24 protein-coding genes are annotated in these 16003 nt (G+C 50.9%); 1 reads left to right on the top strand and 23 read right to left on the bottom strand.

The features are described from left to right. Positions 1 to 50: 50 nt before the first annotated feature. The 22 genes from O3S68_RS16510 to O3S68_RS16405 all read right to left on the bottom strand — a co-directional run bounded on the left by O3S68_RS16510 (position 51) and on the right by O3S68_RS16405 (position 14597). Complete coding sequence (locus O3S68_RS16510) at positions 51 to 401, bottom strand: HNH endonuclease (RefSeq protein WP_269231980.1); 351 nt, start codon at positions 399 to 401, stop codon at positions 51 to 53. Between the two features lie 168 nt (positions 402 to 569). Then, on the bottom strand, positions 570 to 818 hold the full coding sequence (locus O3S68_RS16505; protein ID WP_269231979.1) for a hypothetical protein: 249 nt from the start codon (positions 816 to 818) through the stop codon (positions 570 to 572). A 115-nt stretch (positions 819 to 933) separates the two neighbouring features. Further along, positions 934 to 1278 carry a hypothetical protein gene (locus O3S68_RS16500; RefSeq protein ID WP_269231978.1) on the bottom strand — a complete coding sequence of 115 codons (345 nt, stop codon included), beginning with the start codon at positions 1276 to 1278 and terminating at the stop codon, positions 934 to 936. Between the two features lie 376 nt (positions 1279 to 1654). After that, positions 1655 to 2188: a hypothetical protein gene (locus O3S68_RS16495; protein WP_269231977.1), complete on the bottom strand. Its 534-nt coding sequence runs from the start codon at positions 2186 to 2188 to the stop codon at positions 1655 to 1657. After that, on the bottom strand, positions 2188 to 2628 hold the full coding sequence (locus O3S68_RS16490; protein ID WP_269231976.1) for a lysozyme: 441 nt from the start codon (positions 2626 to 2628) through the stop codon (positions 2188 to 2190). Before O3S68_RS16490 ends, O3S68_RS16495 begins: the two co-directional genes overlap by 1 nt. Further along, positions 2612 to 2935, bottom strand: a complete 324-nt coding sequence (locus O3S68_RS16485) for a phage holin, lambda family (RefSeq protein WP_097408048.1) — start codon at positions 2933 to 2935, stop codon at positions 2612 to 2614. The genes O3S68_RS16490 and O3S68_RS16485 overlap by 17 nt, the downstream gene beginning before the upstream one ends. 197 nt (positions 2936 to 3132) lie before the next feature. Next, on the bottom strand, positions 3133 to 3738 hold the full coding sequence (locus O3S68_RS16480) for a hypothetical protein (protein ID WP_269231975.1): 606 nt from the start codon (positions 3736 to 3738) through the stop codon (positions 3133 to 3135). Between the two features lie 18 nt (positions 3739 to 3756). After that, positions 3757 to 4722 (bottom strand): hypothetical protein, encoded by a 966-nt coding sequence (locus O3S68_RS16475; RefSeq protein ID WP_269231974.1) that lies wholly within the window; start codon positions 4720 to 4722, stop codon positions 3757 to 3759. A gap of 181 nt (positions 4723 to 4903) precedes the next feature. After that, positions 4904 to 5965 carry a DNA-methyltransferase gene (locus tag O3S68_RS16470; RefSeq protein ID WP_269231973.1) on the bottom strand — a complete coding sequence of 354 codons (1062 nt, stop codon included), beginning with the start codon at positions 5963 to 5965 and terminating at the stop codon, positions 4904 to 4906. Between the two features lie 205 nt (positions 5966 to 6170). Beyond that, positions 6171 to 7274 (bottom strand): helix-turn-helix domain-containing protein, encoded by a 1104-nt coding sequence (locus tag O3S68_RS16465; RefSeq protein ID WP_269232030.1) that lies wholly within the window; start codon positions 7272 to 7274, stop codon positions 6171 to 6173. Continuing rightward, complete coding sequence (locus O3S68_RS16460; protein WP_269231972.1) at positions 7252 to 7905, bottom strand: hypothetical protein; 654 nt, start codon at positions 7903 to 7905, stop codon at positions 7252 to 7254. Before O3S68_RS16460 ends, O3S68_RS16465 begins: the two co-directional genes overlap by 23 nt. A gap of 195 nt (positions 7906 to 8100) precedes the next feature. Then, complete coding sequence (locus O3S68_RS16455; RefSeq protein ID WP_269231971.1) at positions 8101 to 8859, bottom strand: antitermination protein; 759 nt, start codon at positions 8857 to 8859, stop codon at positions 8101 to 8103. A gap of 12 nt (positions 8860 to 8871) precedes the next feature. Further along, positions 8872 to 9864 (bottom strand): DUF968 domain-containing protein, encoded by a 993-nt coding sequence (locus tag O3S68_RS16450; RefSeq protein ID WP_269231970.1) that lies wholly within the window; start codon positions 9862 to 9864, stop codon positions 8872 to 8874. Continuing rightward, on the bottom strand, positions 9861 to 10580 hold the full coding sequence (locus O3S68_RS16445; protein ID WP_442913162.1) for a phage antirepressor KilAC domain-containing protein: 720 nt from the start codon (positions 10578 to 10580) through the stop codon (positions 9861 to 9863). The genes O3S68_RS16450 and O3S68_RS16445 overlap by 4 nt, the downstream gene beginning before the upstream one ends. Before the next feature lie 11 nt (positions 10581 to 10591). Then, positions 10592 to 10981 (bottom strand): RusA family crossover junction endodeoxyribonuclease, encoded by a 390-nt coding sequence (locus tag O3S68_RS16440; protein WP_269231969.1) that lies wholly within the window; start codon positions 10979 to 10981, stop codon positions 10592 to 10594. Further along, entirely contained in the window at positions 10978 to 11316 is a 339-nt protein-coding gene (locus O3S68_RS16435; protein ID WP_269231968.1) for a LexA family transcriptional regulator, read from the bottom strand. The genes O3S68_RS16440 and O3S68_RS16435 overlap by 4 nt, the downstream gene beginning before the upstream one ends. 9 nt (positions 11317 to 11325) lie before the next feature. Next, positions 11326 to 12198 (bottom strand): DNA adenine methylase, encoded by an 873-nt coding sequence (locus tag O3S68_RS16430; protein ID WP_269231967.1) that lies wholly within the window; start codon positions 12196 to 12198, stop codon positions 11326 to 11328. Then, a complete protein-coding gene (locus O3S68_RS16425) occupies positions 12195 to 12626 on the bottom strand; it encodes a PerC family transcriptional regulator (protein WP_269231966.1) in 432 nt (143 codons plus the stop codon). Before O3S68_RS16425 ends, O3S68_RS16430 begins: the two co-directional genes overlap by 4 nt. Beyond that, on the bottom strand, positions 12623 to 13504 hold the full coding sequence (locus O3S68_RS16420) for a conserved phage C-terminal domain-containing protein (RefSeq protein ID WP_269231965.1): 882 nt from the start codon (positions 13502 to 13504) through the stop codon (positions 12623 to 12625). The genes O3S68_RS16425 and O3S68_RS16420 overlap by 4 nt, the downstream gene beginning before the upstream one ends. After that, positions 13494 to 13673: a DUF4222 domain-containing protein gene (locus O3S68_RS16415; RefSeq protein WP_269231964.1), complete on the bottom strand. Its 180-nt coding sequence runs from the start codon at positions 13671 to 13673 to the stop codon at positions 13494 to 13496. Before O3S68_RS16415 ends, O3S68_RS16420 begins: the two co-directional genes overlap by 11 nt. Before the next feature lie 239 nt (positions 13674 to 13912). Beyond that, positions 13913 to 14374: a YmfL family putative regulatory protein gene (locus tag O3S68_RS16410; RefSeq protein ID WP_269231963.1), complete on the bottom strand. Its 462-nt coding sequence runs from the start codon at positions 14372 to 14374 to the stop codon at positions 13913 to 13915. 25 nt (positions 14375 to 14399) lie between these two features. After that, complete coding sequence (locus O3S68_RS16405; RefSeq protein WP_131409057.1) at positions 14400 to 14597, bottom strand: Cro/CI family transcriptional regulator; 198 nt, start codon at positions 14595 to 14597, stop codon at positions 14400 to 14402. Between the two features lie 99 nt (positions 14598 to 14696). On the opposite strand from O3S68_RS16405, the gene O3S68_RS16400 reads away from it, so the two are divergent. Further along, the gene (locus O3S68_RS16400) at positions 14697 to 15353 is read left to right on the top strand and encodes a LexA family protein (protein ID WP_249881457.1); all 657 of its coding nucleotides are present in this window, start codon (positions 14697 to 14699) and stop codon (positions 15351 to 15353) included. Positions 15354 to 15637: 284 nt separating this feature from the next. Here O3S68_RS16400 and O3S68_RS16395 read toward each other — a convergent pair whose 3' ends face one another. After that, a complete protein-coding gene (locus tag O3S68_RS16395; protein ID WP_147271677.1) occupies positions 15638 to 15922 on the bottom strand; it encodes a hypothetical protein in 285 nt (94 codons plus the stop codon). Between the last annotated feature and the right edge of the window lie 81 nt (positions 15923 to 16003).

Here is a 16003-nt window from a genome sequence, read left to right as displayed (position 1 = left end):
AGAGATTTACCCTCCCCCTCCCCATGATGCGCACTAGATGATACTGATTCTCATTTGAGACGTTCACGCCCGGTCTTCGTGGCATGGCATGACCAGCACAATGACTCAAGGTTGCTGTCCTCATCCGTGCCGCCACTGGCTTTCGCGATGATGTGGTCAACACATGTCGCCGACACAGCCTGACCTTTACGCAGATGCTCCTGACACAGGTGTCTGTCACGCTTCAGGATCCGCGCACGTATCACGTCCCACCTGTTGCCATAGCCGCGCTGGTGGCGTGACTGTCCCGGTTTGTACTGCCGCCAGCCTTCGCCTTTGTGCGTTTCGCAGTAACCAGATGGATCGGTTGTTGTGCAGCGGCAGCCACGCACACGGCAGGCTTTGGGTGTACGTGGTGGCATTGCATATCCTTTTAGATGTGAGCCTGTCGCATGGGACAGCTGCCCGAGAAAACAGCTTTCCCCAGGCTCACGACTGAAAGATTCTCGATTGTTTAACGCATGCGAAGCACAAGAAAAAAGCCACCAGCGGTTGCCAGTGGCTCAAGATAGAAAAGCTAATGGTTAATTTTAAAAATCTGGATATGGTTGTGCTGAATTAACATCGAAGTGTTCAATGTAATAAATTAGCTCACTGATGGCTGTATCCAGAGAGTTACCGTGATTTGGAGCGTACCCATCATACATATGGCTAGCTCGCCACAAATACGGACCATTTATCTCCGGCTTCAATGTTTTTACAACCTCAGCTCTTACCGGGCCAACTCCCGGAACTTCAAAGAGATACTGCTTTACAACTTCGTACATTTCATAATCCATCGCAATCTCCATATAAGCAGTAGTGGAGATTGCAGGTTACTCCTAAGGCTTATTTGGACAAAGCATTATCACAGGCACTCAGTGAATGCCTGCTGTAATGCCTATGGCGTAATATTTATCTCAGGAAGAGGTTGGCTGCATGCTCGCCATCGACGAACACATCACACTCCCTTGAGTCACGGGAAAACTTACAGCGAGCCATAACCTTTTGCCCCTTATACGTACCATTGTAAACGTTTGTATAGCTTTGGCTGAAAGCTGCAGCGAGACTTTTATCCTGGTTAAGGGATGTATCATCAACCACAAGGACATCATTCACCCACAACTTAAACATACCATTGGGCATATTTGCACTTATGACCATACGCTCACCATTCGCGGAACGATAAGGTTGCTGCGCTGAGAAATTAGTACACCCTGCAAGAAAAAGCGCTACAAACAATACAATTATGTGTTTCATTGATGCCTTGTCCCTAAGTTAAATGATTGATTGAGTTGGTTTTACCCTCAACAATAATTAAACGATTAATGCATAAAAGTACACATAAAAGCTGATGTTATTTACAGTCACTTCATCATCAAATGCATTGCACAATATCCGCTCGCAGCCCCGCAATCATTTTCCCGCTGCTATCGATTCGCTCCCGGTGGGCAAACCCAGGATTACTCTTATTGATTACCGCTTACGCTTGCCAGGCTGAAATTATGTGCAAAGGTTAAAGAACCCTAACGTGGCTCCTACCCACACCAGGGAAACGCTCAGGGATGAGCGTGCAGTAAATACTTGAGTCTATGAGATAAGCGAAATATTTCTCCTCTTCGCCCTCTTCGGAGGGCTATTTTTGTTGCTGCCGCTGGCTCTCAATATCTCTGATACCGGCGAAGTTGTTATTACCCTGCTCGATGGTTGCCAGAAGCGGCCTAATCCACAGCACGGCCTGGCAATATGTCAGCCCGCTGGTGGCAGTGGCACTACCATTGGTTGTGTCAGGCTGGCCGGGATCGGCGTGCATTGCGCTGGCACGTAAACGGTAGGCGTACTCGAGCAACCCGCGAGCAATGTCAGCAGGAACAGGCAGATCACAGGTTTTCTCACGGCGAAGAATCTCCCGGTATTCAGTAACAGTTTTTTCGGCATCGCTGGCGACCACGGCATTGGCGCTGGCTGCCAGCTGCGCCACCTGATTAAACCGGTTCACGTTGAATGCTTGCGCGGCAATCACCTGCCCCTGCAGCGCGTTGTCACTCTTCAGGACGCGGTTATCGCTTTCGGCGGTGGACAGGTCAGCTTTTGCAAATGCCAGCAGCGCTGCCAGAACGGCAATAACGACTACCGCCGCAATTGATGCAATAGCAGTTATGCGGTTCATCACGACAGGAACAGAGCGCGTTCTGCCTCACGTCGACGGGTAAGACCAGCCAGCACCTGCCCGCCAGCTTTATTCCAGCGTAAGAACTCATCGGCGGCGCCGCGGTAATCACCGGCATTAAGTTTTTTCAGCAGCGTTGAGGTGGAGAGCGAGCGCACGCCGAGGTTGTAGGCAAAGGAAACCAGCGCATCGAACTGGCCCTGCGTCAGTTTCACTTTCACCAGCTTCGATACGTCGCTCTCATAGCTCACCAGCCCGATTTTCAGCAGGCGTTCTGCGGTTTCCGGCTTGATGACCATGCTTTTAGTAACGGGCTTTCCATCAACAGGCTGCGTCCAGCCATAGCCGATCGTCCAGACGCCGACGCTGTCCTGATAAGCCTGTAATTCCAGGCCTTCAAACTGCTTAATTAAGGCGATCCCTTTATTGCTGATTTGCATCGTCAACCCCTGCTTTCCTGGCTGCAAAGCGCTTGATAAACCCGCCGATAAAATCTGTCCCTACGTAGCCAATAAACACGCTGGCTATATATGTCAGGTTCTTAGCCATGCCGAAGAAGTCCAGCAGGTCACGAGCAAACCAGGCGATCATCGCGCACATGGTGGCATCGATAAGTGTTTTCACAACCGGACCGCCGTTGTAGCGCCCGCGCAGATACGCCATAGCAAACGCCAGCATTGCGCCAATACCCTGCTCTTTAGCAGCCAGTAGAGCAGCAATGAAATCTTGTTTGTAGGGCATTTTCATAGTCTCTCACCTCGCTGTTTGCGGAGGCTGTATACGTGAAAAGGTTCAGGCCTTCGGGTTACATTGGCAAAGAGGTTATCTGAGGGTGATTCCCGGGGCCTGAAAATGAAAAACCCGCCGATATTTTGGCGGGTTTTGTTGTTGCGAAGATTTAACTTAATCTTGGATGCTTCTGGTTGATAAAACTTAAACTATTTCTACCGTTTCGTTGCCGTCAGCGTTTGCTTCCCACGTTTAGACAACTCGCGCAATAAACGATTATGTAATCCCACCGCCGTAGACTTCACGAACCAGGGACTGTTCAGGCATGCAATGCTAAGCGCAATAAAAATCAAACCCAGGACAGATCCAACTAAATCCCAGGTATTTCTGTCACTGCCAGTCAGCATAGTGGTATACGCTGATACAAAATATATAACAGCAACCAATGCTACGAGGAATATCACAGCCACATGTAATTTCAGCGCATAGAAATTACCGCGGGCGATAAGGAACATTAGTGGCATAAATAACACACAGAATGTAAGACCGCAAAAGACCATCCCAACGATTGAATAATGCTCAGGCCAGCCCAGCCATTCAGAGATCGCGCCCCACAGATAGCCCTGAGGGATAGCAAAGCAAAAAACTGCAAAAATACTGCTAAAAGTCAGCGGCAGAACAATTTTGTACCATTCAGCAAAAATATCTATATCAGCGATCAGACGGTTTTTCATGGATTCAAGCCCATGTCTGTCATTCGTCTTAATTTCTTTTGCAACTAACGTAGTAAGTGCAAAGCATTTTTTGAGATTATTTAGCATTGCAGTTCAATTACTTCCTTAAACTGAAAATGATTGTATTAGTCCAAATACATATTGCCCGGACTTCTGCACATTTTGTGGATTTCTGAGCGTTCCAGAAAACGCACTCCCGGCAAACGCAGAAGAGTCGGTAATAGCCTTCATTAATTCGTACTGAAGCGATTTTTGCAATGCTTCTGCAGGGTAGCGCGTGGGATATGCCCCAGCTTTTATGAGAGCTTTAACACCTTCATTGGATATACCCGGGTTCTTTGCGCGAATTATTTCAATCGTTATCCGTTTACGTTCAGGTCTACTTAAACCTTTGAGCCATTCAATGGCCTTTAAAGAGGATGAGCTTTTCATCATCCGATATATCTCTACTGTCTTTGTTAACCCGGCACCGGCACCAGCGAGAGAAATGATATCCAGAGCTGTTACCGTCGCCGTATACCATCCCTGAGAGTCCAGCCAGGCAACATCATCTTCATTCCCGTTATGAATGTAAATTAAACGTCCCGCACCAATAAAGCACTGAGCGCCTGTTGCTAAGCTACCAGCTATCATTACACCAGCAATATACCCGGTTGCCGCAGCTGTAAAAGGTATAAAGAAAGTGGACGTCATGGCAAGAACCGCAGTTGCTACCATAGCCCCGCATGACATCGCGGTTGAAGTAATTTCTGTCGCCAGAGATGGTGCCTGGATCGCCTTTGCTGTCGCCTGTGCCGCACTCTGTGGTGAAGTATTGCTGACCTTCGTAACGATAATATGAGTTACTGTACTTTGAGCCGGATTAGCAATTCGTCGGGACGGCCTGACCAGCCACTGGCTCACGCCATTAGAATAAATAATGCCAGCCTGGCTGAAGTCCCGCGTGCAATCCAGTTGTTTCGCCAGAGCATGAAAATCGAAATCAACAGGACCTGGCCCACCCCACGTTTGCGGTCTGTTAAACGAAGGAAGGTTGTCTGCTGAATTCCGTCCTGACAAATAGTCTGACATTACTTAACTCCTTTTGGGATCCCTGTCGCGTTTGTTCAACAAGAGTAATGTGCCGTACTATCAAAAAAATTAGGATTTTTCTTAATAAAAGATTTGCAACAAAAAATTATGAACACAGGCGCAGAATAAACTATCTAACTTATACTACTGGCTATGTCCATGAAATGATAAAGAGAACGGGTTATTCACCACTATTGATAAACTGTTGCTTTATTTCTGATACAGTCTGGTTGAATCGTTCTTCTTCGAGCTCTACACCAATCCCTCTTCTACCGAGTGCTATTGCTGCCTTTATCGTTGAGCCTGAGCCCATAAAGAAGTCAGCGACAACTTCTCCCGGCCTGCTGCTGGCAGAGATAATCTGCTGCAACATATCAGCGGGCTTTTCGCAGGGATGTTTGCCCGGATAGAACTGCACCGGTTTGTGCGTCCATACATCCGTATACGGAACCGACGCAGTGACAGCAAAGTGCCGCCGCAGTGATTTGTATTCTTCCAGTAGTTCGCAGTATTTACGGTTAAGCGAATGGTATGTGGCCACCAGCTGATGATGAGGCTGATCCAGTTCGCTCCGGCGCTGCTTCTCTGCCGCTATGCGCGTGAACAACATCTGCAACTTCAGGTAATCAGCTTCGCCCGGAAGTTGCCACTGGCTGGCGCCGAACCAGTTCGAAACCATATTCTTCTTGCCGGTAGCGTCTGCAATTTCCTTTGCCGTCACACCAAGTGATGCGCGGGCGCTCCGGAAATAGTCAATCAGGGGAGCCATCAGGCTTTGCTTTAGCTCAGTCCCTTTCTGCTCATATCCATCGTCTTTAGGTCGGTACGGCCCCAGATAATGTTCTGCGAAAAGAATACGCTCAGTCGCCGGGAAGTAAGCCCGCAGGCTTTCTTTATTGCAGCCGTTCCACCTTCCGGACGGTTTTGCCCAGATAATGTGATTCAGCACGCTGAACCGGCGGCGCATTATCAACTCGATATCTGCCGCAAGCCTGTGACCGCAGAACAAGTAGATGCTGCCAGATGGTTTGAGGACTCGCCAGCACTGCGCCAGGCAGCCATCGAGCCACTTTAAATAATCCTCGTCGCCCATCCACTGATTGTCCCAGCCATCCGGCTTGACCCTGAAGTAAGGCGGATCGGTAACAATCAGGTCAATTGAGTTATCAGGAAGGGTTGCGATGTAATGCAGACAGTCAGCATTGATTAAATCAACACTGTTTAAATTGACAGTATTTTTCATGGATCAGTCAGCGGGACTCTGATAGGCTCACTATGCTTTTGCGCTAAAGCAGTGGGCCCTGGTTCGCTTGTGACCTCAAACATGAGCGAATGGCTGGCCGGGTGCTACAACACCCACCAGCCGCCCATTTTCACAGCCGGAAGCCCATCATTTATGCAGGGCAGTGAAAAGGCCCGCCGAAGCGAGCCTTTATTATGTATATTTTTTAAACCACTTTCAGATGAGGCTTGGGATTGCTTAGTATCTTATTTACGTTGAACAATTCCCGGGTCATTTGAACTGTAAGTCCAGTACGCTCCATGATGTTTAACCATGTATTGTCATCCAGCATTTGGACTGCTGAATTAAGCATACCAGGAGCCTCTTTAGGTATATGTTCATCGCCAGGTTCAACTTTAGTGAATCCCTTTGTATTGAGGTGCATATAACCTGTTCTCGCTTGTTCCTGCGATATCAATCCAAGAAAAGAGGCTCGGTAGATACTCATCTTCAAACTTATTTTCCAACGCAGCTTAAAGGCAATCAACGCATTCCAGTCAAATTGCTTTCCCCTTAAGCGTGGAAATTCTTTGATGAAAGATGTTCTGGGTGCAAGCAAAGCACTTGAGAAATGATCAGCCTGCGATTCCGTTAGCTTATCGCCGGTAACGATACCCTCATGCATGACAAGGTGGCCAAGTTCATGCCCAATGTCTGACCTGAATCTACATATGCTCTTCTTGGCATCATTTCTAATGATTACTGGTCGATTGTTATGCACAGTGAAAGCATCTACACGGTCATCGACACCAGTTACATGAGCAACAATAACACCTAAACTTTCTGCCAGTTTTACCATCGAAGATATGGGGCCAAGCCCAAGCTTCCACGACCGACGACATTCTTCAGCCACCCTCTCAACATCATTTGGACTAGTCAAATCAGTTCCAGAAATTTCTGGAATATTTACTTCGGGAAATTGAATTTCTTCTTCAAGTGAAGAAATTATCAAATTCAATATTTCCGCCCTTGCCAAAATGCTATTTGTGAGAGTTTGAGTTCTTGATTTTTTACTTCTGAAGTGGCAAACATCACTTTCAAGAGCATATTTACGCTCAGAGAAAAGGAAACCGGGTTGAATATCTAGCGCACGAGATAATTCCACCAGAAGTGATTCCGACGGTTTAGCCCCCTTTTCAAGCTTGCTTACAAATTGCTTGGTTTTCCCTAGCGTGGCAGCAAGCTCTTCACAGGATAATCCTTTCGCCATTCTTGCTAGTTTGAGTTTATCACCCCGGTATTCATGATCATTTATTACCAGTTGTTCCATCATCTTCTACATCCAAATCATCGTTTTTCTTACGATGGCGTAAATCAGGGTCATCGATTTTTGCTTCTGTCGGAAGATAAGAAGGATCGATAGACATTAATGGGATAGTCGCCGTGGTGTGATGAAGGACTTTTGAAACTGCAACACCGTACGAGTTAAAGCCAACCAAACCGACGACCCAACGAGGTAACGTCAAGTCATCGTCTTCTTCATCGATCTCTGAAATAAATGGTTCTGCAAGGATACGCCAAGTAATATCTTGCTCAGGCTCAGATTTTCCGAAGAGACTTAACTGCTCATGCTCGATCTTGTTTCGCAAGAGCCGATGCTTTTTCTTGGGGTTATTAATGCAGTCTTTCGAGAACTGAAGCGGTACTTTATGAAGGGCAAGAACGTAGCCCAAATTTTTAGAGAGCATCTTCAAACCAGGAATAGCGCCCTCATTTTGTATTAAGTAGCTACGCACCCAATCGTAAGCTCTCACCCCTTCCGACCAATTAGTATCCAGTCGATGTCGGTGGTAATACAGTTGCTCCAAAACATCGGCGATTTCGGAGAGCAGAAAACGAACAGAATCTTCTGCAAGGTAGGGCTGTAGTTCCCAGCAAGGGGGCAACTGTCTTTCGCTCATACTAAGTTTCGCCTTTTTGAGGATTCGTAAACCTAATATTTTCGCTTTTTTTAATATTTGTCAACCACCCGTACAAAAAAACCCGCTCTGGGCGGGGTTTTAACGTTGAACATACAATGCCCATCGTTAGGAAAATCCTAACCATTTTTTTTGAACATTGCAAGCATCATGACGGTATAAGTCGCGAAAATGTGGCTAACGTGTCACTTTTCTTAAATGCATCTCTGCGTTTGCCTCTTCTAGCCAGCATTTAGTCACCAGCGCATTAATCACATCGGCATAACCGCTATACCATTCGTAATTGGTCAGATCTGGCACAACCTTCTTGACCAGTGCGCGGGCAAGGGTTGTTGGTACGCGGCTGTAGCGATTGCCGTTACAGCGACCGCATACCTTATTGACCGGCACACCGTGCAGTTTGGTGCGTTTTTCATCGAGCACTTCACCCTTGCCTTTGCAGCCACGGCACGCTGTTCTTACCTCTCCTTTACCGCCGCAGTGATGGCAGATCTCTTGTACCTCTTCATACCTGACCTTTGCCTCCACGCCTTTAACGCCGGGGTGCTTGACCACATCGCGCATAACATGCAATACACCAAGGCCATTACAATGCGGGCACCGCGCCTTACTTGCCGCCGATCGGGAATAATCGGCATAGGCGAACTGCACCAGTACCGGCAGAATTTCGAGGCGGGCTTTCTCGCTGAGTTTCATCAGCACCGGATTTTTGAGCGCCAGCGCATAGTTCATCAGTCCATCAATCGCCGGTGCCGGATCCTGAATCCCCATCTTTGCCAGGAACAGATTAAAGCCAAGCGATGCTTTTGACTGCACCATGCCCTGAGCCGCCATTACATCGGTAATGGTCAGTGCGACACCGCCCGTAGCTGGCGTCTCGTCGTTATATTTCTGCGACTTTGGCGAATAGAATTTAGGTAATGATTCGAGGTTCATAGCGTCTCCACTTTACGCCAGCACGCCGATTCCCAGCGCGCGAGATAAAAAACGAAACAGCAATTCAAGCTGGCTGCCATATTTCTCTTCAAATGCCACGGTGTCAGCGTGCAACGCGTCGTGATGCGCTCTGCAAAGCGGGATCACAAACAGGTCGTGCACCTTGGTTCCCACCCCACCAAAACCGTGGCCAATGATGTGATGGGGGTCGTCTGCCGGGTTATAGCAGCACATGCATTGCTGCGATTTAACCCAGCGGGTCCAAACTGGATTTTCCCAGCGGCGGCGCTTAGGGCGCAGCATGAAGGATTCCGGCGTCTCCGGATCGATGCTCAGCGCCAGCACCTGCTTTGCCACTTCCTCAACGATTTCCCGCGCCTGTGGCATTCCGGGCACCAGATCAAGCTCGCGCGTTACCGATTTAATGACCGGCTTAGGCATAAGCAGAACCTGCCGGGCGGCTTCCTCCGGCAGCACGTCGGCAAGTCCGTTACGCGCCAGCCACCAGCAGAACTCCGGCAGCGTCAGTGAATGGGAGTCGTCGAAGCCAAGCTCGCGGCGTGCGGTAGTAAGGATGTATGCGGCGCAGTTCGCCCTGGCTATGGCTGCAAGTTGTTCGGTGCTGTGCTCGCGCAGGATGTTGTCGCAATGCCAGCACAGACGGATCGCGCCCGGTGCGTGGCGCATGGTTGTCATGTTCTCATCGTGCCAGCTTTCGTGTGGCCACTGGCATCCGGTACCGGATTCGAGCCAGCTTTCCAGACCGTTGATGCCGCCAGCGCGGCGCAACACCGCTTCATTTTCGAATACGCCAGCCAGCGCCGGATCTTCCGCCAGCGGTTGCTCTGCTGGTGGAAGTTCACCATTCGGCATACCCGCCAGGCGCACGGGTTCGTTTTCAAGCAACATGCGACCGCGGCGAAAATGTGGCAGCAGGGCCACGCCGGGACGGAACATGACGAGACCAAGCTCAGTTACCACGACAGGATTTAATAGCGCCCTCACTCTGCGCCCTCCTTCGTGATATGTGCCGCCCACAGACCGCCAATCCACTGCACACCTTTTGCCGTAAATCGTGCCTGGCTGAATGCATGATTATTTTCGATGCTGGTACCGGTTTTCACTTCGAACCGGCCAAGAGCGATATGACGGTGGCGCGGCGTCAGCGTGCCGCCAAGGCGATACAGAATGTCGTTATCCAGCAGGAAGCATCGAAACTCGGGCTCTTTGGCGTTAAGCAGCTTCGCCACCTGCCGGAAGGACATCGAGCCTTTCGCGGAGCAATAACGATCGACAAATTCAACCTTCGGCGCGGCGGCTGCCAGTTCCTGTTTAAGCTGTTGCTGCTGCTCAGCCAGATCAGCAGCGAGGCGCAGTGCTTCAGGTAATGATTTCGGCACCTGCATTGCCTGCTGGCTTTCCAGTTCCTGCCAGCGATCCACCAGGCGGGCGGTAAACTCCGGCGATAATTGCGCCACAACCACATAGCTATCGCGCTTACCTACCATATACACGGCGACCGCCTGCCCTAGGTGATTTCTAACTTCCCCCATTGGGGGGAGTTGGATTGTGCCCTTTGCGGCAAGCCTTTCAATTGACTGCTTCACTTTGTCGTGCCGAGACTGAACCAGATCAGCAATCTCCTGGCTGCTCATGGTCAGTTCCTGCCCCGGTAAAAATGGCGCAGGGGTGAAAGCTGATGTTGCGTTCATCTGTTGCATGCGTATCTCCGTTAAGCGGCTGCAACCGCTGTTGGTATATATCTAGTGATCGAAATTTCCACTCTGCCGCCCTTCACTACTGGCCCCCATTCCACCAGCATGCGTTTTACCTGCCTGTCGTCCTCCCACACTCCGGCATGCGTCAGCGAGTCCAGCAGCGCTTTGTTGTAGTTGTCGATGTCCCGGCGGCGGTTGTCCGGCGGGTAAAGGGTGATTTCCACTGCTGCCAGTTCAGTTGACGGTTTTGGCAGACGGCGTAACTGCTCGATGATTGCCGCGCAGGCGTCGCTTTGGTACTTGCGCCCGGCGGCGCTGATGAGGTGGCGGCCTTTCAGCGGCCCCTTATCCGGGGCGCGCCAGTAGGTGTTCACGCTGGGCGGGAAAGGTAGTTTCAGCTTCATGCCGCGGACCCTCTGCGTTTCAGCCATTCATGAGCCAGATCTGACGAGCTTTCCTCGCCCGCCAGGAGCGCCCGGATCACTTGTTCGGCTTCATCGAGCGCCAGCGTGTCGTTTACGCCGATCACTTTGATGCCGCGCGCAGTGCCGCTGGCAATCGTGATGTAGCCTTTTTTCACCAGGGCGCGCAGGTGTTCAAAAGCAGCATTACCCGACGAGACGCCAATCAGCGCCGCAAGCTCGGTATAGGTCGGCGGGTAGCCGTGCATGTTGTGAAAATCCACCAGCGCATTTAGCACCTGCTGCTGCCGGTCAGTCAGTGGTTTACGTTCTTCCACGGTTCCCCCTCAGAGAATGGCCACGATATCGGTGGCGGTTTCGCGCGTGCTGCCTTTGCTCGATATGGCGCGGCGGGCGCTGACGTGGTGCAGGTCGAAGCCATGCCCCTTGTAAAGCTCGATGATGCGGGGCGCGGTGGAATTGCTGATCACCACTCTGGCACCACGCTGATGCGCAGCAACACAGCAGCACGCTAACGCCTGCTGGTCGTCCCATGTAAAACCCCCGGCGGCATAGTTAGTAAAACCTGCGGTACCGGGCAACGGTTCATAGGGCGGATCGCAGTAAACGACATCGCCCTCACCTGCCAGCGCCAGCGTGCGGATGTAACCGGCATTCATGAACACGCAGCGGCGCGACATTGAGACGAAGGCGTTTATCTCGGCTGCGGGAAAATACGGAGCACGGTATTTGCCATAGCCGACATTGAAATCGCCGTTTCGGTTGTAGCGGATTAGGCCATTGAAGCAGTGGCGGTTGATATACAGGAAGGCGGCGGCGCGCTCAGGTCCGGACATGCTCTGGTTGTTGAACTCTTCGCGACAGGCGATATAGCTGTCTTCATCGTTCAGCTTTTCAAAGAATCCCCTGGCCCACTCGGTTACCAGCTCGGGAACTACTGTCAGCATCTGGTACAGGTTGATCAGATCAGCGTTTACGTCCGCCAGCAGGAAACTTTCATGCTTATCAGAGTTGAGGAACACCGAGCCGCCGCCAACAAATGGTTCGATGAGGCGTTTACCCGCCGGGATGAGGCGATCAAGTTCTGGCAGCAGTGAAAACTTTCCACCTGCCCATTTGAGGAACGGGCGTTGGTAAATGCGCGGAGCTGGCGTTTCTGATGGTCTGGAAATGGTGATGATGTTATCTACCTGGCTCACTGTGAACCCCCGATATTGGTTTCGTTCCAGCGGTTCCCGGCACCATCAGCGACACCGCGCGTCATGCCGGAAAGGCATTTTGCCCGGCGCAGCGCGAAGCACGCTCTGGCCTGCGGCGTCTTGGCACAATCAAAGGCTTCCAGCCATACCGTTGCGGCGCGACGGCGTAACCCCCTTGCCTCCAGATCAAGCGCCTTGTTCGCCAGTTCAACCGGACGGCCCGTTTCGCTGGGGGCAATCGGTGCGTCTGTGTAATACAGGAAAAAGCGGCCAAGCGGCTTGCGCTTCAACTGGCCGATGCTCGCCAGGCGCTCAAGCGTGCGCTGCACGACTCTGAGATCCAGATGTTCAAGGCCGCAACACACCTCGTTAGTGGTGCATTCGCCGTTTTGCTGGATGTATTCGAGGACTTCAGAAAACGTGCTCATGACCGGAACCCCGCGTTTTCCGGCAGCGAATAATCAACATTCTGGAAACTGGCGCGCGCTGCTGTGCTGCTTACCCATTCGCCGTTACGGCGTTCCGGGCGCCCTGCCTCAACCCATTTGTTCGCGGCCTGGAGGTAACCAGGGAATTTTGATGGCAGGAAAAGCGTTGTCGGGCGCAGGTATTCAGCCATGCGCAGATCCTGCCCCCATTTTGCGGTTGTGTAGTCCACAACGAGATCCAGCTCAGCAACGGTGAAACCATCACCAAGGCGGGCACGGATGTTATCCAGCGAGGATTTACTGACCTGATACCGTGATCCGGTCTTCTGGTTCAGGTAGGTCAAAACCTGTTTAGCCTGATCGGTGATCACCACCGCAACGTCGGGTTGCGCAGCAACCGGACAAGAAGGTTTTTTATCTGATGGATCTGTAGTTGAATTTACTGACGGATCCCCCCCAGATTCTGACGGGTGAAAATCGCTTGCTTTGCTGGATTTCGACGCGTCAGATTTTGAGGCATCAGAATTCGACCCATCAGATTTTGAGGTGTCAGATTTTGACGCGTCAGAATCTGACAGGTGAGAAAAGGCAGCGGCCTGAAGTTTTGCCACATTGAGCTGGTAAACGTTCGACGCGTTACGATTACCCTTGCGGCGCTGCTGACGTGTCAGCCAGCCGTCCTGCTCCAGCTTGCCAATCGCGGTTCGTACAGTGCTTTCACCCGCACCAAGCTGGCGGGCAATCGTCTCGATGGACGGCCAGCACACGCCCTCGTCGTTGCTGAAGTCGGCCAGGCGCGCCATGATCGCCACGCTGGACAGCTTCATGCCAGAAGCGGCACAGGCGTCCCAGACGTAACCAGTTAATTTAGTGCTCATGGTCGTCCTTTATTTCTCTGAATTTACGCTGGAACTGCTCAAGCGGGCTGAAGCACTCGTGCTCGTAACCTTGCCGTAGGTAGATAACGCGCTGCTTTTCTGGCTCCCAGCGGATGACCCGTACCGGGATTCCGCGGTGGTCTCTGAACCGCCGGTTAACTTCAGCCATTCTTCGCGCCCCTGCTCGTTCATAGTGGCAAACGCCTCTACCATTCCGGCGGCTCGCTGGTAGTTGTGGGCGTCAGCGGTACCGCGTACTCTTTCCACATAGCCGAACGGTGCATTACGCCCCACCAGCGGTGGGCAGCGGAATTGCTTAGCTGGCCGATATCGGTTTAAACTGTTCATGCGTAGGTATCTCCACAACGATCGACACGCCACGACGCCAGAGGCTGCAACCTGCTGGCGTCACTTCTTTTTGCGGCTGAATAATTCGATGATGGCCGCGACTTCTTCTTCACGCGCAGCCATATGACGGCGGTGATATTCGTGGATAAGTTCTGCTTCATGCTGTTCAATCACCCCGTCTTCTAGTGCCTGTTGGATAATCTGATCAACCTGCCCGCGAGCTGCGGCGGTGCGCATCGCCCTGCTGAAAAGGTCGACGCGATCGAGATCTTCAAAGGTTGGAACTTCCACCAGCAGACAGCCGCGGCGCTTCGCAAAGTAATCAGCCAGGAATGAGGTATTCGATAAGTCCTCCATCGCTTCCAGCTCTGTCACTTCGAAAAACCGGCAGCCATTTTTCTCGTAAAGGTTGTTATTGAACTGCGTGGCGGTCATGCCAAGCGCACCGGCCATGGCTTCACGTCCACCGGGATAGGCTTTACACATCGCCTTAACCACTTCTTTCAAGCTGTGCTCTACCATCTTGTTTTTCCTTTGGTAGTTACGATTAAGCGGCCGTTTCGTTAGGCTTTGCATAAAGAGTCGGATCGACTTTCAATGCGTTGTTGGTGATGGTCTGGATTTCAAAAGCGCGACCTTTAGGAATTACGTTTCCCCAGCCTGAAACTGATGCGTGAGAAATACCCAGCAGCCTTGCAAGGTTGCTCACGCCACCGAAGTAAGAAAGCACTTCGTCTTTGTTCATATGACCCTCTCATGTAGTAAATGGGAACATCTGAATAGTAGGATATCTTACATATAGAGGTCAAGGATTCCTACATAGATAAATGGTAGGATTGCCTACATGAAAATGAATGATCGCATCCGCTCACGCCGTAAAGAGCTAAAGCTGACTCAGGCTGTATTAGGGAAGCTCGTTGGCGTTAACCGTGTAACTGTCACTGGCTGGGAATCTGGTGATTATGCTCCTGGTGGTTCTAACCTTCAGGCGTTGGCTGCTGCTCTAAAATGCAATCCCCAATGGCTCATTGCTGGTGTTGGTGATCCTGAAAGTGATGCACCAGCGTTAAGCCCCACAGATAAATTTGGAGTGAAGCAAATCCCTGTCCTGACTTGGGTTCAGGCTGGTGAATGGACTGAATCTGCATCGCCAATAACACAAAATGATGTTTCTGAATGGATTTATACCACTGCAAACCTCTCTGATGAGGGATTCGCGCTGAAAGTACGTGGCGATTCAATGACTAATCCAAATGGAGCGCCAAGTATCCCAGAGGGCTCTTTGGTGATAGTTGATCCAGATTATGGTAGTCCATACGAGGTTAACGGCCGGATTGTGGTAGCTCAGATTGAAGGTTCCACTGAGGCGACATTGAAAAAATTCGTCATCGATGGGCCGATGAAATACCTTGTCCCTTTGAATCCAAATTATCGAGTGCTTGAGGTAAATGGAAACTGCCGTATTGTCGGCGTCGTTAAACAGGTTGTTACCGACCTCTGAAAAGATCCGCAATTCAACCAAAGCCGCCAAGTGCGGCATTTTTTTTACCTATCGATGTAAGATTTCCTACTTTTCATATTGACACGGCAAGGTAAGTTATCCTACATTCAATTCGTCGGCGTATGGCACATGCGTCGTTAGCGGTCCGGTGGGTTCCCTTGACAGTATCCCTAACCCAAGCGGGTAGCCGGAATGTGCAAGCCAGTCCCGTACTTCGGCCTGAGCGATTCACCATCGTGGCGATTAGGTGTGACCACCGGGAAGAGTCCGGTAAAACGCGGCGGCTAAAAGTGTGCTCTCGGATAGCTAAGGATTTCGATAACGGTGTGGCGGGCCTGCTCGACGCTCTCAGTGTAACCAGGGATTTCGACGGGAGCCTCCTTGATGAAATCCACAGCATCATCGGTGCTGATGGTGCCGTCGGAAATAAGAGCCGAAATCAGCGCAACGGTAAATTCAGACCGTGCGACAAGGTTTACAACGTTTTTCTCGGCTACTGCCTGAGCCTCTTTCAGGCGGGCAATTTCGAGAGTCAGTTGGTTAATTTGTTGCTGCAGCACCGTGTCCATATTCGAGTCCTTCTGATTGGGTGAGAACACCAGGACAACACCGAACCTGATGTGGTTAAAGCCAGGCACACAACATGAAAG

It is taken from the genome of Kosakonia sp. SOY2 (assembly GCF_027109175.1).
In the GTDB taxonomy this organism is placed as follows: Bacteria; Pseudomonadota; Gammaproteobacteria; order Enterobacterales; family Enterobacteriaceae; genus Kosakonia.
The sequence above is the reverse complement of the archived record's forward strand: the minus strand, read 5'-3'. Positions and strand labels throughout refer to the sequence as shown.

What these genes read in the sequence shown, in the direction of transcription:
- O3S68_RS16405 (WP_131409057.1), bottom strand. Translation starts at nt 14,597, where the DNA reads ATGAACAAAGACGAAGTGCTTTCTTACTTCGGTGGCGTGAGCAACCTT.
- O3S68_RS16485 (WP_097408048.1), bottom strand. Translation starts at nt 2,935, where the DNA reads ATGAAAATGCCCTACAAACAAGATTTCATTGCTGCTCTACTGGCTGCT.
- O3S68_RS16420 (WP_269231965.1), bottom strand. Translation starts at nt 13,504, where the DNA reads ATGAGCACTAAATTAACTGGTTACGTCTGGGACGCCTGTGCCGCTTCT.
- O3S68_RS16510 (WP_269231980.1), bottom strand. Translation starts at nt 401, where the DNA reads ATGCCACCACGTACACCCAAAGCCTGCCGTGTGCGTGGCTGCCGCTGC.
- O3S68_RS16440 (WP_269231969.1), bottom strand. Translation starts at nt 10,981, where the DNA reads ATGAAGCTGAAACTACCTTTCCCGCCCAGCGTGAACACCTACTGGCGC.
- O3S68_RS16500 (WP_269231978.1), bottom strand. Translation starts at nt 1,278, where the DNA reads ATGAAACACATAATTGTATTGTTTGTAGCGCTTTTTCTTGCAGGGTGT.
- O3S68_RS16480 (WP_269231975.1), bottom strand. Translation starts at nt 3,738, where the DNA reads ATGCTAAATAATCTCAAAAAATGCTTTGCACTTACTACGTTAGTTGCA.
- O3S68_RS16455 (WP_269231971.1), bottom strand. Translation starts at nt 8,859, where the DNA reads ATGAACCTCGAATCATTACCTAAATTCTATTCGCCAAAGTCGCAGAAA.
- O3S68_RS16495 (WP_269231977.1), bottom strand. Translation starts at nt 2,188, where the DNA reads ATGAACCGCATAACTGCTATTGCATCAATTGCGGCGGTAGTCGTTATT.
- O3S68_RS16425 (WP_269231966.1), bottom strand. Translation starts at nt 12,626, where the DNA reads ATGAGCACGTTTTCTGAAGTCCTCGAATACATCCAGCAAAACGGCGAA.
- O3S68_RS16490 (WP_269231976.1), bottom strand. Translation starts at nt 2,628, where the DNA reads ATGCAAATCAGCAATAAAGGGATCGCCTTAATTAAGCAGTTTGAAGGC.
- O3S68_RS16465 (WP_269232030.1), bottom strand. Translation starts at nt 7,274, where the DNA reads ATGGAACAACTGGTAATAAATGATCATGAATACCGGGGTGATAAACTC.
- O3S68_RS16395 (WP_147271677.1), bottom strand. Translation starts at nt 15,922, where the DNA reads ATGGACACGGTGCTGCAGCAACAAATTAACCAACTGACTCTCGAAATT.
- O3S68_RS16415 (WP_269231964.1), bottom strand. Translation starts at nt 13,673, where the DNA reads ATGGCTGAAGTTAACCGGCGGTTCAGAGACCACCGCGGAATCCCGGTA.
- O3S68_RS16460 (WP_269231972.1), bottom strand. Translation starts at nt 7,905, where the DNA reads ATGAGCGAAAGACAGTTGCCCCCTTGCTGGGAACTACAGCCCTACCTT.
- O3S68_RS16505 (WP_269231979.1), bottom strand. Translation starts at nt 818, where the DNA reads ATGGATTATGAAATGTACGAAGTTGTAAAGCAGTATCTCTTTGAAGTT.
- O3S68_RS16400 (WP_249881457.1), top strand. Translation starts at nt 14,697, where the DNA reads ATGAAAATGAATGATCGCATCCGCTCACGCCGTAAAGAGCTAAAGCTG.
- O3S68_RS16475 (WP_269231974.1), bottom strand. Translation starts at nt 4,722, where the DNA reads ATGTCAGACTATTTGTCAGGACGGAATTCAGCAGACAACCTTCCTTCG.
- O3S68_RS16445 (WP_442913162.1), bottom strand. Translation starts at nt 10,580, where the DNA reads ATGCAACAGATGAACGCAACATCAGCTTTCACCCCTGCGCCATTTTTA.
- O3S68_RS16470 (WP_269231973.1), bottom strand. Translation starts at nt 5,965, where the DNA reads ATGAAAAATACTGTCAATTTAAACAGTGTTGATTTAATCAATGCTGAC.
- O3S68_RS16410 (WP_269231963.1), bottom strand. Translation starts at nt 14,374, where the DNA reads ATGGTAGAGCACAGCTTGAAAGAAGTGGTTAAGGCGATGTGTAAAGCC.